The sequence below is a fragment of the Streptomyces sp. 1-11 genome, from assembly GCF_007176755.1.
Taxonomy (GTDB): Bacteria; Actinomycetota; Actinomycetes; order Streptomycetales; family Streptomycetaceae; genus Streptomyces.
Genome location: NZ_BJTV01000001.1, coordinates 529,542 through 541,777, shown reverse-complemented (window position 1 = coordinate 541,777; position 12,236 = coordinate 529,542). Strand labels below are relative to the sequence as shown.

The window sequence follows — 12,236 nt, the reverse complement described above, 5'->3', positions numbered from 1 at the left end:
GACGCGTACCGGCCTCGGACGCGCACCGGCCGGGACCCGCCGCGTGGCGGAGTCCCGGCCGGTGTCGCGCGCGGGTGTCAGGGGGTGAGCGTCACGCCCAGCCCGGCGCCCGCCGGGGTGCCCAGCGCCGTCCTGCCGAGGACGACCGTCTGGCTGTAGCCGAGACCGGAGCTGTTGCTCGGCAGGTACATCAGGATGCCGTTGCCGCTGTCCTCGCCCGCCACACCGAGCGTCAGGTCGGCGCGGCCGTACCCGGTCAGGTCGGTCAGGGACACCGACGAGCCGGCCTTGTCGCCGCTCTCGGTGCTGCCGGGAACACCGGAGGTGTCCTGCGAGACCGCGACCGCGCCGGAGCCGGTCAGGCCGGCGGCGCCGCCCTTGATGAGCAGGGCCGAGCCCGCGTCGGCCCGGTTGACGCCGCCGCGCGTGATGTCCTCACCGGGCAGGCCGGTCAGCACGTCCGGGTAGCCGTCCGCGTTGTAGTCGCCGACCGAGACGGAGGCGCCCATCGCGTCGCCGGACTCGTTGGCGCCGGGGACGCCCGCGGTGTCCTGGTGGACCGTGACCATGCCGGTGGTGGTGAACCCGGTCGAGGAGCCCGGCACCAGGGTGACCTGGCCGCCCGACTTGCCCCCGGACTCGCTCGCGTACGGCTGGCCGATGACGATGTCGTCGTAGCCGTTGCCGTTCACGTCACCGGCGGCGATCGACCGGCCGCCCTTGACCGAGATGACGCCCGCCTTGGTCAGGCCGGTCGCCGAGCCCGCGAACCGCACGACACGGCCGATGCCGCCCGCGTCACGGTAGTTGAGGGCGACGTCGGCGTAGCCGTCCCGGTTGAAGTCGCCGGTCGCCGCGTCCAGGTAGGCGACGGAGCCGGTGGCGGTGGTCAGCGTGCCGGAGCTGGTGGCGCCGCCGGTCAGCCGCACGTTCCAGTTGCCGCCCTTGCCTGCGCCGGCCGAGAACACGTCGGCCTTGCCGTCGGCGTTGAAGTCGCCGACCGCGACGGCGGAGCCGAGCTTGGCGCCGGTCGCCGTGACGCTGCCCGACGTGGTGTAGGAGAAGCCGGAGTTCAGGCCGGGTCCGTACATGACGGTGACCGCGCCACGGTCGGCGTGGCCGCTGGTGTCGTCCTCGCCGGGCACGCCGATCGCGAGGTCGGCGTAGCCGTCGCCGTTGACGTCGCCCCAGGCGGTGGAGGCGCCGAAACTGTCACCGGACTCCGAACTGCCGGGGACGCCCGGGCTGTTCTGGGTGAGGGTGAGCTTCCGCGCGGAGACCGGCCCGTCCACCCCGCCCGGCACGACCGTCACCGAGTTCGCCTTCGGGGTGCCCGCGGCCAGGTCGGGCAGACCGTCCCGGTCCCGGTCGGAGGTGGGCAGCGCGTGCGAGATGCCCGGGGTCTTGGCCAGCGTGGCGATCAGGGACAGCTTCTTGTACAGGTTGTCGCCGGGGCAGGCGGTGGCGTTGGTGTCCCGGTGCCCGAAGACCCGGGGCAGGGTGACGGCCTGGCCCTTGTCGACCAGGTTGCCGTCCTGGCCCTTGGGGCTGCCGGAGGTCAGCGTGACCTTGCCGGTCGGGTCGACGCCGTACATGCCGAACTTCCACGCCACGATCCGCGCGATCGAGTCCAGCGCGGCCCGGGACGGCTTCGCGGTCATGTAGTTGCCGATGTAGGAGATGCCGACCGTGTTCGTGTTGAACCCGATGTCGTGCGCGCCCACCACCGGCAGGTCCATGCCGCCGCTGCGGCCCTCGAAGATCTGGCCGCAGCGGTCGACGACGAAGTTGTAGCCGATGTCGAAGTAGCCGCGGGAGAAGTGCTCCTGCTGGATCGTGCGCATCCGGGCCCGCGAGTCGGCGCAGGACACGGTGTTGTCGCTGTCGACGCCGGTGTGGTGGATGACGGCGGCCTTGATCTCCGTGCCGTAGCTCGGGGTGCCGTCGTAGTCGGTGGACGCGCCCCACTCGGCCTGGGTGATGACCGGCGGCTTGACCACCGTGGAGGGGCGCGGCGCCGGGATCGTGCTCGACGGGGACGGCGAGACGGAGTCGGAGACCGACGGGCCGCTCGGGTCGGACACCGAGGGCGAGGGCGAGGCCGTCTCCGGGGCGGTGACCGAGTCGCTGGGGGCGGGGGACTGCGCCGGTGACGCCGGGTCGGACGACGCCGGGTCGGACGGCTCCGGTGACGTGGTGGGGTCCGCGGCGAACGCGGCCGGCTGCGGGCTGCCCGCCGGGTCCGTACCCGGGTCGAGCAGCTTGACGTCCATCCCGGCCGGGAGCCCGGGCGTCGTGGTGCCGTCGGCGTTCACCACCCGGACCGCGACGCCGTCCGCGTCGCCCGTCCACATGGACCCGGTGCCGCCGCGCGCCTCGGCCCGGGCGCCCTCGGCTCCGTCGGCGGAGAACGGGTCGTCGGGCAGCTTCGCCCAGTCCGACCACTGGCCGGTCTCCCGTGAGCGGTAGCGCAGCTCCGGGGTGCCCTTCAGCTCGGCCCGTTCGTTGTCCCAGGTGAGCAGTGCGGCGCTGAACCGCGCGGTGTCCTGCTTGCCGAGCCCTCGGCGGCCCCTGCCCTGGTCCGCCAGCTTCACTGTGTGCACGGACGGCCCGCGGCCCGCACCCTTGCCGTCGTTGTGCGCACCCGGGTCCGCGACCGCGTAGGTGACGGCCCCGGCACCGCCCAGCACCACGGCGCCGAGCGTCAGCCACGCCCGGCGCTTGAGACTGAGCGGTCTGTACGCATGGGTCCTGCGAGGACTCAACTGTCCCACCCCTAGAAAAAGAACACGGTGACCTCACCTGTCACACAGGTGACACCCTCCCAGCGCACGGACACCGCGGAACGTCACTCGCCCCGGCGCCCAACTGCCCGCCGTGGAAGGGCCGGTCGCGCCACGCTCCCCGCGGTACCGTCGGCACTGACGGGCGCTCGGCCACCCGGTGGCACGCCGGGCCGGGCATCGACGAGGGGACCGGGCGGTCGGCAGTGGGACACACACGCGTACTCGCCGCGGGACTGGCGGCGTTCGTCTCGCTCGCCCCGCTCACCTCGTGCGCCTCGCCGGACGACGGCGCGAACGCCTCCGGCCGGTGCTCGGTGCGTACCGACCGCGCGCCGCTGGAGAAGCGCTTCCCGCTCTTCGGGAAGCCGGAGCGGGCGCACTGGTGCGGTGTGGTCCTCGGCGCCGGCGACGCGCGCGTGCCCGGACCGACGGACGTACGGCTCGCCGGCGTCGTCGTGCTCGCGCCCGGGGCCTTCGCCCGGGTCGTGCGGGACCTGGGGGCGCACCCGGTCGCGGCGGCCCCGGAGAGACTGCCCGAGGAGATCGTGGAGTTCCTTCCCCGCGGGGCCGGATGGCGACGGAGCGACCGGCTCGACCGGTCCGTGTCCCAGGGGCGCTACAGCGGTTCGTTCCTCGTCGACACCGCCCACCGCGCGGTGCTCGTGGACTGCGTCGACCCGGTCCCGCCGGCGCACTGAGGTCCGTCGTCCCGCGCCGGCGGACGCGGCGCTGTGACAAAACTGTGAGCCGCGGCGCTGATCACCTGGGGGCGCGGGAACGGACCGGGCCCGGTACGGACGAGGACGGACGGTTCTTGGGCCAGGGAGGCGAACCCCGCCGCGTACAGGCGTACGACGGAGAACTGGGCGCTGCCGTCGCGCGGGCCCAGGACGGGGACGAGACCGCGTTCGCGGTGGCGTACCGGATCGTGCAGCCGGGCCTGCTCGGCTATCTGCGCGGCCTGGTCGGCGAGGACGCCGAGGACGTGGCCTCCGACGCCTGGCTGGAGATAGCCCGCGACCTCGGACGGTTCAAGGGTGACGGCGCCGGGTTCCGCGGCTGGACCGCCACCATCGCCCGCCACCGGGCACTGGACCACCTGCGCAGACAGCGGGTACGGCCCCGGACGGCCGCGGTGCTCGAACAGGACGTGCTGGACCTGCCCGGACCGCACAGCACGCACGACCAGGCGCTGGAGTCCATCTCCACCCAGCGGGCCCTGGAACTGGTCCGCGCCCTGCCCCGCGACCAGGCCGAGGCCGTACTGCTCCGGGTCGTCGTCGGCCTCGACGGCCCCTCCGTGGCACGGGTGCTCGGCAAGCGCCCCGGCGCGGTCCGCACCGCCGCGTACCGCGGGCTCAAGCGGCTCGCCCGTCAACTGGGCGGCCCGGGCGCCGGGGACGAGGGTGTGACGGATGACGGCCCCCGGACGCTGGGGGAGTCGAAATGAACGGTGGCGTCCCACGTCCGTATGGATCAGGCGGAAGCGGCACCATCGGCACAAGCAGTGGCACGAGGCTCCCCGGGCGGTCCGGCGGGCCGGGCGGGCCGCACCAGGGACGGGAACAGGCATGGGTGAACGGCTGAGCGGCGAGGGGCTGCCCGCCCGCCGGCGCGGGCACCCGGGCGGCACCGTCCTCGGCTCCGCGACGGCCGGTCCGGACACCGGGTTCGAGGCCCGCATCGCCGACGCCCTCCGCGGGGACGGCGCGGACGGCGTCGACCCCGAGGCGGAGCGGCGCGCCGTCGCCGCCTTCCGCACCGCCCGGGACTCCGGGCGGCGGGCGCGGACCAGGCGCCGGGACGACTGGCGGCCCGGCCGTCCGCACCGCGCGAGGCTTTCGCTGCGCACCACGCTCTCCGTTCTCCTCGCGAGTCTCACGCTGGGCGGCGTCGCCTTCGCGGCGATGGGCTCTCCCGGGTTCGCCGGGCACGACGACGGCGGCACCGGCCCGCGCCGTACGCGGCCGCCGGTGAGCGCGCAGAACACGGCGGGCACGACGGACCGGCACCGGACCGCCGAGCCGGGCGGCACCGTGTCCGCGGCGCCCTCGGCCCGCCCGGACCACCCCGCGAACGCCCAGGACACGCGCGCCCACTGCCGCGCCTACGAGCAGGTCCGGGGCCGGGGCAAGGCGCTGGACTCCACGGCCTGGCAGCGGCTCGTGCTCGCCGCGGGCGGTGAGGACGACGTCGCCGACTACTGCGCGGCGCGGCTCGCGAGCCCGGCACGGACGCCCTCGCCCGCGCGGACGAGCACTCCGGGCAACGGCACGGGCAACGGCACGGGCAACGGCGCGGGCAACGTCAACAACAGCGCGACGAACGGCGCGACGAACGGCGCGACGAACGGCACGGGCAACGGCTCGACCAACGGCGCGGACAACAGCGCGCGCAACGGCGGCGGTACGGGCAAGAAGGCGGCCGGACCCAAGTAGGCAGGCGAGGAGAAGCGGCCTCACCCGGGCGGTGGTCCGGGGGCCAGGGCAACGGCCGGGGCCGCCACCCCCCACAGGAGAGGCCCCGGCCGTCGCGCTTCACGGACCGCGCCGCGGCCCGTACTTCCTTCAGCGCCAAGGGTGCGTTTTCTGTCACACCCCGTCGCTCCCCGACGTGTCACGAGTTAGTTGCATCTTCTACAGACATGGACGAGCAGAGGTTTCACGTCGTAACGTGCCATTCGCGCCGGACCGAAGACATGGCGTAAAGGGAGTGCGGTGCTGGGGGACGACGCGGAGCTGACCGCCGCGGTGCGTGCGGCACAGGGCGGGGACGAGACCGCGTTCCGGACGGTGTACCGCGCGGTGCAGCCGAGACTGCTGGGCTACGTACGCACGCTGGTCGGCGACCCGGACGCGGAGGACGTCGCGTCCGAGGCGTGGCTGCAGATATCCCGGGACCTGGACCGGTTCAGCGGCGACGCCGACCGCTTCCGCGGCTGGGCCGCCCGGATCGCCCGCAACCGGGCGCTGGACCACATCCGGATGCGCGGCCGCCGCCCCGCCATCGGCGGCGACGAGACGGAACTGACCGGCCGGCCCGCCGACTCCGACACGGCCGGCGAGGCACTGGAGGCCCTGGCCACCGACAGCACCCTCTCGCTCATCGCGCGCCTCCCGCAGGACCAGGCCGAAGCGGTCGTCCTGCGCGTGGTGATGGGCCTCGACGCCAAGTCCGCCGCCGAGACGCTCGGCAAGCGCGCGGGCGCCGTACGAACCGCCGCGCACCGGGGTCTGAAACGGCTCGCGGAACTGCTCGGCGCCGATCCGGAATCGGCGGGTGCGCTCGGCGCGCTGCCGCCCCAGCGAGAACCGCGTGGCAGCGCGGTGACGTCCGCCACTGTGACGCATACGCGTCCGCGGACGCAGAAGGACATGTGATGGCCGACGAGCGCTGTGATTCCCCGGGGGAGGACCACCGGGCCCCGGGCGACTGGCTCACCGGGGAAACGGCGGAACGTCTGCTGCGCGGCGAGTCGCTCGAGTTCCTCGAACCCGCGGCCCGTGACCAGGCCGAACGGCTCGCCGAAGCGCTGAGCGCACTCTCCGTCCCGGCCCCCGACGCGAGCGGCGAACTGCGCGGCGAGGAAGCCGCGCTGGCCGCGTTCCGCAAGGCCCGCGAGGCCGCCGAGGCCGAGCGAACGGCCGCGGCCTTCGCCGACGGCGGTGCCGGCGGGGGCGCCGCGCCGCTCGCCGGCGGCGCCCGCGAAGGCCTGGTGCGCATCGCCGCCCCGGCCCGTTCCGGAAGCCGCTCCCGGCGCCCGCGCTGGGCCCGGCCGGTCCGGCTGACGCTCGCCGCGGCGGTGGCCGCCGGCACCCTCGGCGGGGTCGCCGTGGCCGCCGGCAGCGGAGTGCTGCCCATCCCGTTCCAGCAGGACCGTCCGGCTCCCGCCGCCTCCGTCTCCGCGGACGAGACGCACGGACGGCCGCGCGTCTCGCCCTCCACGCGGGCGCCGCTGGGCCCCGGCGACGGCACGGGCACCCCCGGCGGCGGCCCCGGCGCGTCCGCCGGCGGCGCGCCCTCGGCCGGCGTGACCGCCGGCCCCGGCCAGGGCGGCAGCCCCGGCCCCGGCGTGCCCGGCGGCCCCGGCGGCAGCTCGTGGCGGGAGGCCGGTGCGGCCTGCCGTGACATCCGCGACGGCAAGGAGCTGGGCAACAGCCGCAGGCGGGCCCTGGAGGGTCTGGCGGGCGGCGCCGCACGGGTCGCCAAGTACTGCGAGTCCGTCCTGGCGGGCCGCACCTCCTCCGCCGGGGGCGACGACGCCGGCAACGGTTCGGGTGACGGCTCGGGCGACGGGGAGAACGGCGGCCAGGGGAACGGCAACGGCAAGGGGAACGGCAAGGGCAAGGGCGGCACCGGCAACGGTGACGAGAACGGCCAGGGCGGCGACGAGGACGGCCGAGGGCACGGTCATGCCGGCGGCCACCGCGGCGTGGTGATGTCCCCCTCCGCGTCCACCGGCACGCCCCTGGCTCCCGGCCGGCACGGCTCTGGTCCGGCCGCCTCGCCGAGCCCCACGTACTCAGCCCTCTGACCTGCGGTTTTGTCATCCGCGAAAATTTTTTCGCGAGACGTGTGACGTTTCTGGCGCCCGTGACGCAGTACTGAGTGAGCCGACTGGTCATCGGCCGTCGCACTGAGCCGGGGTTCCCCCCGTACCTACGGCTCGTGCATATGGCGCGGGCGGGACACGTTCCCCCGGTCCCGCCCGCGCCCCGAATCGCTCACCAGTGGACGACGACCTTGTCGCCCACCCTCGCCTGGGCGAAGAGCGCGGCGATCGCCGCCTCGTCCCGCACGTTGACGCATCCGTGCGAGCCGCCGGCGTAGCCCCGGGCCGCGAAGTCGTAGGAGTAGTGCACCGCCTGGCCGCCGCTGAAGAACAGCGCGTACGGCATGGGGGAGTCGTAGAGCGTCGACACATGGTGCCGTGACTTCCAGTAGACGTGGAACACACCCTCGCGGGTCGGGGTGTACTGGCTGCCGAAGCGGACGGACATCGTCTGGAGCGTGCGCCCGTCGACCATCCAGCGCAGGGTCCGGCTGGTCTTGCTGATGCACAGCACCCGCCCGGTCAGGCAGCGCGGGTCGGGCGCGTCGGCCGGCTGACCGCCCATCAGGTACAGCTCCCACTTGCCCGGCCGGTGGGTCATGGCCAGCAGCCGCTGCCAGGTGACGGTGTCCAGCTCGCCGGTCCGCGGCAGCCCGCGCTTGCCCTGGAAGCCGCTGACGGCCCGCTCGGTGAGGTCGTCGTACGTCCCGGTCGGCCCGTCGAACAGCCAGTCGGCCTGGCGCAGCCGTGCCTGCAGTTCGCGCACCCCGCTGCCGCTGTCGCCGCGCGACCACAGCACCCGGGGCGCGGGCCCGGCCGGCCTGGTGGCGGGAGCCGGGGAGGCCGGTGAGGCCGGTCCGCCGGACGCGGTCCGCCCGCCGGACGCGGACTGCCCGCCGGACGCGGCCGACCGGGTGACGGCGGGAGCGTTGCCGGACGGAAGCTGGATGCGCACCGGCAGGTGGTGCTTGCCGTCGGCGTCCCCGGGCTGCACGGTGCAGCCGCTGAGCGCGGCGAGGGCGGCGGTCGAGACGAGTGCGGCGAGTACGGCGGCAGATCTCCCCGGGATCCTCATGCCGGAGATGCTTCCCCGCGTGACCGCCGCCGAACTACGGGGCATGGTGAGGTGGTGTCGGAAACGTACTGCGGAGGCATCCATGGCACGTGAGTCGGAGTCGGGACTGCCGATCGAGCCGGTCTACGGGCCCGGCGACCTGGCCGGCTGGGACCCGGCCGGGAAGCTCGGCGAACCGGGCGGATACCCCTACACGCGCGGGGTGTACCCGACGATGTACACCGGCCGCCCCTGGACCATGCGCCAGTACGCCGGGTTCGGCACGGCGGCGGAGTCCAACGCCCGCTACCGGCAGCTCATCGCCCACGGCACCACCGGCCTCTCCGTCGCCTTCGACCTGCCCACCCAGATGGGCCACGACTCCGACGCGCCCCTCGCGCACGGCGAGGTCGGCAAGGTCGGCGTGGCCATCGACTCGATCGAGGACATGCGGGTGCTGTTCGACGGCATCCCGCTGGACCAGGTCTCCACGTCGATGACGATCAACGCCCCGGCGGCCCTCCTGCTGCTCCTGTACCAACTGGTGGCGGAGGAGCAGGGCGTACCGGCCGACCGGCTGACCGGCACCATCCAGAACGACGTCCTGAAGGAGTACATCGCGCGCGGGACGTACATCTTCCCGCCCAAGCCCTCGCTGCGCCTGACGGCGGACATCTTCAAGTACTGCGGCGCCGAGATCCCCCGGTGGAACACCATCTCCATCTCCGGCTACCACATGGCCGAGGCGGGCGCCTCACCCGCGCAGGAGATCGCCTTCACCCTCGCGGACGGCATCGAGTACGTCCGCACGGCCGTGGCGGCGGGCATGGACGTGGACGACTTCGCGCCCCGCCTGTCCTTCTTCTTCGTGGCCCGCACGACGCTGCTGGAGGAGGTCGCCAAGTTCCGCGCGGCACGCCGGATCTGGGCACGGGTCATGAGGGAGGACTTCGGCGCGCGCGACCCGAAGTCCCTGATGCTGCGCTTCCACACCCAGACGGCGGGCGTCCAGCTCACGGCCCAGCAGCCGGAGGTGAACCTGGTCCGGGTCGCGGTGCAGGCCCTCGGCGCCGTCCTCGGCGGCACCCAGTCCCTGCACACCAACTCCTTCGACGAGGCGATCGCGCTGCCGACGGACAAGAGCGCGCGCCTTGCCCTGCGCACCCAGCAGGTGCTGGCCCACGAGACGGACGTGACGGCGACGGTCGACCCCTTCGCCGGTTCCTACGCGGTGGAGCGGCTGACCGACGACGTGGAGGCGGCGGCGCTGGACCTGATGCGCCGGGTGGAGGACCTGGGCGGCGCCGAGGCGGCCATCGAACGGGGCTTCCAGAAGGCCGAGATCGAGCGGAACGCGTACCGCATCGCCCAGGAGACCGACTCCGGCGAGCGTGTGGTGGTCGGCCTGAACCGCTTCCGGCTCGACGAGGAGGAGCCGTACGAGCCGCTGCGCGTGGACCCGGCCATCGAGGCCCGGCAGGCCGAGCGGCTGGCCCGGCTGCGGGCCGAGCGGGACGGCGGCGCGGTGGACGCGGCGCTGACCGCGCTGAAGAAGACCGCGGCGGGCGAGGACAACGTCCTGTACCCGATGAAGGAGGCGCTGCGGGCGCGGGCGACGGTGGGCGAGGTGTGCGACGCCCTCCGGTCGGTCTGGGGGAGCCACGTGCCCTCGGACGCGTTCTGATCCCGGCCCGTCTCGGCCCCCGGAATCCCCGGCCGCACTGTCGTACCCGCGTGCGACACTCCTTGCCATGTTCGGCGTCATCGATCTCCCCACCTACCTGGCAGGGCTCGTCCTCATCGTCCTGCTGCCCGGTCCCAACTCGCTCTACGTCCTCTCCGTCGCCGCCCGGCGCGGCGTGAGGTCCGGTTACACCGCGGCCGCCGGCGTGTGGTGCGGGGACACCGTGCTGATGACGCTGTCCGCCGCCGGCGTGGCCTCGCTGCTGCAGGCCAACGCCGTGCTGTTCGACATCGTGAAGTACGCCGGCGCCGGCTATCTGACCTGGCTGGCGATCGGGATGATGCGGTCCGCGTGGCAGATGTGGCGGACCCGGCGGGAGCAGGCCGCCGAGGACGCCGCCCCCGCCGTCGCGGCCGAGGAGCGGCCCTTCCGACGCGCCCTGGTGGTCAGCCTCTTCAACCCCAAGGCGATCCTGTTCTTCGTCGCCTTCTTCGTGCAGTTCGTGGACCCGGGCTACGCCTACCCGGCCCTCTCCTTCGTCGTCCTCGGCGCGTTCGCGCAGGCGGCCAGCTTCCTGTACCTGAGCGCGCTGATATTCGGCGGCACCCGTCTCGCCGCCGCCTTCCGCCGCCGCAAGCGGCTGTCGGCCACGGCCACTTCGGCGGCCGGCGCGCTGTTCCTCGGCTTCGCCGTCAAGCTGTCACTGGCCGGCGCCTGACCAGCGGGCCGCCCGCATTCCTGGTGGCCCGTCAGGGCACCGGGCCGGGCGGCCGGTCACCTTCCGCCGGGGCGGCCTCCAGGCCGCGCCGGGAGAGGGAGAACTACGGCCCGGGAGAACGCCGGCCCCGAGGTGCGGTGCGGAAGCCAAGGAAAGGTGAACGGATTACCAACGTCCGGATCTCCCGCCGGACCGGCCTTTTCCCTTTTACCGTTTCGGCAAGGTGAACGAGGCCGGAACAGCCGGTGTACGGGATTTCTTCAGAGCCTTTTTCAGCCGGGGACCGAACGGCTTTTCCACGAACCGGTGCATCAGCCACGCCAGCCCCAGCATGCCCAGCACCGCCGCCGCGAGCGTCGGATACGCGGGCAGCCCGAGCCCCCGGTGCAGCACCCGGATGACGAACCAGCCCAGGTGCTCGTGGACCAGGTAGAACGGGTAGGTCAGCGCGCCGGCCGTGGCCAGCCAGGGCCAGTTCGCCCGGCCGGTCCAGCCCAGCGCCACGGCCGCCACGGCGGCGAAGGCGAGGGTGACGACCAGCAGGATCACCAGCGGGCTGCGGACGAAGTCGCCGTGCGCGCCCGGGTGCCACAGCGCCTGCGTGGCCGTCTCCTGGCCGAGCAGCCACGAGACGGCCACGATGCCCCACAACAGCAGGTCGCCGCCGAAGCGGTGGATCAGGTAGAGGGCGAGACCGCCGACGAAGAAGGGCGCGTACTCCGGCATGACCAGCTGGTCCGTCAGCTCGTTGCCGCTGGTGCGGCACACCACCGCCGTCAGCGTCCATACACCGGCGAACAGCACCACCCGCCGGTAGGTGACCCCGGGCAGGACCACGAACAGGGCGAACAGCGCGTAGAAGCGCACCTCGACCCAGAGCGTCCAGCACACGCCCAGCACCCGCGGCGCGCCCATCGGCTGCTGCAGCATCGTCAGGTTGACGAGGAACTCGTCGGGCCGGACCGCGTGCACCACGGCCGGCAGCACCAGCGCGGCACCGGTGACCAGCACCAGGGCGACCCAGTAGGCGGGGTAGAGACGGGCGACCCGGGACCGGAAGAAGTCGCCGAGGCTGCGGCCCCAGCTGCTCATGCAGATGACGAAGCCGCTGATGACGAAGAAGAACTGGACGCCGAGACAGCCGTACGTCGCCACCTGGGACAGGGTCGGGAAGACACGCGACGGGCTCTGGTGCCAGGACGCCGAGACCGTCCCGCCGCGTCCGGCGTAGTGGTAGAGGCAGACCATCAGCGCGGCCACGAGCCGCAGACCGTCGAGGGCGTGCAGCCGGCCCCGCCGGGCGGTGCGGGTGGAGGGGGCGGAGCCCGCCTCGGGCACCGCGGGAGCGGGAACGGCGGCAAGGGAGGACGAAGAAGCAGGCATGGTGCCCCCGAACCTAATCGATAAACCGTCGATAATCGCTATCCCTTTTGTGAAAGTGC

Annotated in this window: 10 protein-coding genes; 7 read left to right on the top strand and 3 right to left on the bottom strand. The window is 73.7% G+C overall.

Annotated features, from left to right (window positions below):
- Positions 1-77 precede the first annotated feature (77 nt).
- The gene (locus TNCT1_RS02465; RefSeq protein ID WP_143627646.1) at positions 78-2,765 is read right to left on the bottom strand and encodes an FG-GAP-like repeat-containing protein; all 2,688 of its coding nucleotides are present in this window, start codon (positions 2,763-2,765) and stop codon (positions 78-80) included.
- Positions 2,766-2,989: 224 nt separating this feature from the next.
- Between TNCT1_RS02465 and TNCT1_RS02460 the strand changes: the two genes are divergently transcribed.
- The 5 genes from TNCT1_RS02460 to TNCT1_RS02440 all read left to right on the top strand — a co-directional run bounded on the left by TNCT1_RS02460 (position 2,990) and on the right by TNCT1_RS02440 (position 7,320).
- Positions 2,990-3,484, top strand: coding sequence for a hypothetical protein (locus TNCT1_RS02460; RefSeq protein ID WP_143627644.1), 495 nt, complete (start codon positions 2,990-2,992; stop codon positions 3,482-3,484).
- 116 nt (positions 3,485-3,600) lie between these two features.
- Positions 3,601-4,236, top strand: a complete 636-nt coding sequence (locus TNCT1_RS02455) for an RNA polymerase sigma factor (protein ID WP_143627642.1) — start codon at positions 3,601-3,603, stop codon at positions 4,234-4,236.
- Positions 4,237-4,357: 121 nt separating this feature from the next.
- Complete coding sequence (locus TNCT1_RS02450; protein WP_143627640.1) at positions 4,358-5,224, top strand: hypothetical protein; 867 nt, start codon at positions 4,358-4,360, stop codon at positions 5,222-5,224.
- Between the two features lie 279 nt (positions 5,225-5,503).
- Positions 5,504-6,166, top strand: a complete 663-nt coding sequence (locus TNCT1_RS02445; protein WP_143627638.1) for an RNA polymerase sigma factor — start codon at positions 5,504-5,506, stop codon at positions 6,164-6,166.
- Positions 6,166-7,320, top strand: coding sequence for a hypothetical protein (locus tag TNCT1_RS02440; protein ID WP_143627636.1), 1,155 nt, complete (start codon positions 6,166-6,168; stop codon positions 7,318-7,320). Before TNCT1_RS02445 ends, TNCT1_RS02440 begins: the two co-directional genes overlap by 1 nt.
- A 190-nt stretch (positions 7,321-7,510) precedes the next feature.
- Here TNCT1_RS02440 and TNCT1_RS02435 read toward each other — a convergent pair whose 3' ends face one another.
- On the bottom strand, positions 7,511-8,413 hold the full coding sequence (locus TNCT1_RS02435; RefSeq protein ID WP_143627634.1) for a L,D-transpeptidase family protein: 903 nt from the start codon (positions 8,411-8,413) through the stop codon (positions 7,511-7,513).
- Between the two features lie 82 nt (positions 8,414-8,495).
- On the opposite strand from TNCT1_RS02435, the gene TNCT1_RS02430 reads away from it, so the two are divergent.
- Together TNCT1_RS02430 and leuE are read left to right on the top strand one after the other, a co-directional pair.
- A complete protein-coding gene (locus tag TNCT1_RS02430; RefSeq protein ID WP_143627632.1) occupies positions 8,496-10,076 on the top strand; it encodes a methylmalonyl-CoA mutase in 1,581 nt (526 codons plus the stop codon).
- A 67-nt stretch (positions 10,077-10,143) separates the two neighbouring features.
- Positions 10,144-10,794, top strand: coding sequence for a leucine efflux protein LeuE (gene leuE, locus TNCT1_RS02425; RefSeq protein WP_143627630.1), 651 nt, complete (start codon positions 10,144-10,146; stop codon positions 10,792-10,794).
- 207 nt (positions 10,795-11,001) lie between these two features.
- On the opposite strand, the gene TNCT1_RS02420 is transcribed toward leuE, so the two are convergent.
- A complete protein-coding gene (locus TNCT1_RS02420) occupies positions 11,002-12,177 on the bottom strand; it encodes an acyltransferase (RefSeq protein ID WP_143627628.1) in 1,176 nt (391 codons plus the stop codon).
- Positions 12,178-12,236 lie beyond the last annotated feature (59 nt).

Bases quoted from the DNA above. Each gene is read 5' to 3' on its own strand.
- TNCT1_RS02435 (WP_143627634.1), bottom strand. From the start codon at position 8,413: ATGAGGATCCCGGGGAGATCTGCCGCCGTACTCGCCGCACTCGTCTCG.
- TNCT1_RS02440 (WP_143627636.1), top strand. From the start codon at position 6,166: ATGGCCGACGAGCGCTGTGATTCCCCGGGGGAGGACCACCGGGCCCCG.
- leuE (WP_143627630.1), top strand. From the start codon at position 10,144: ATGTTCGGCGTCATCGATCTCCCCACCTACCTGGCAGGGCTCGTCCTC.
- TNCT1_RS02420 (WP_143627628.1), bottom strand. From the start codon at position 12,177: ATGCCTGCTTCTTCGTCCTCCCTTGCCGCCGTTCCCGCTCCCGCGGTG.
- TNCT1_RS02430 (WP_143627632.1), top strand. From the start codon at position 8,496: ATGGCACGTGAGTCGGAGTCGGGACTGCCGATCGAGCCGGTCTACGGG.
- TNCT1_RS02450 (WP_143627640.1), top strand. From the start codon at position 4,358: ATGGGTGAACGGCTGAGCGGCGAGGGGCTGCCCGCCCGCCGGCGCGGG.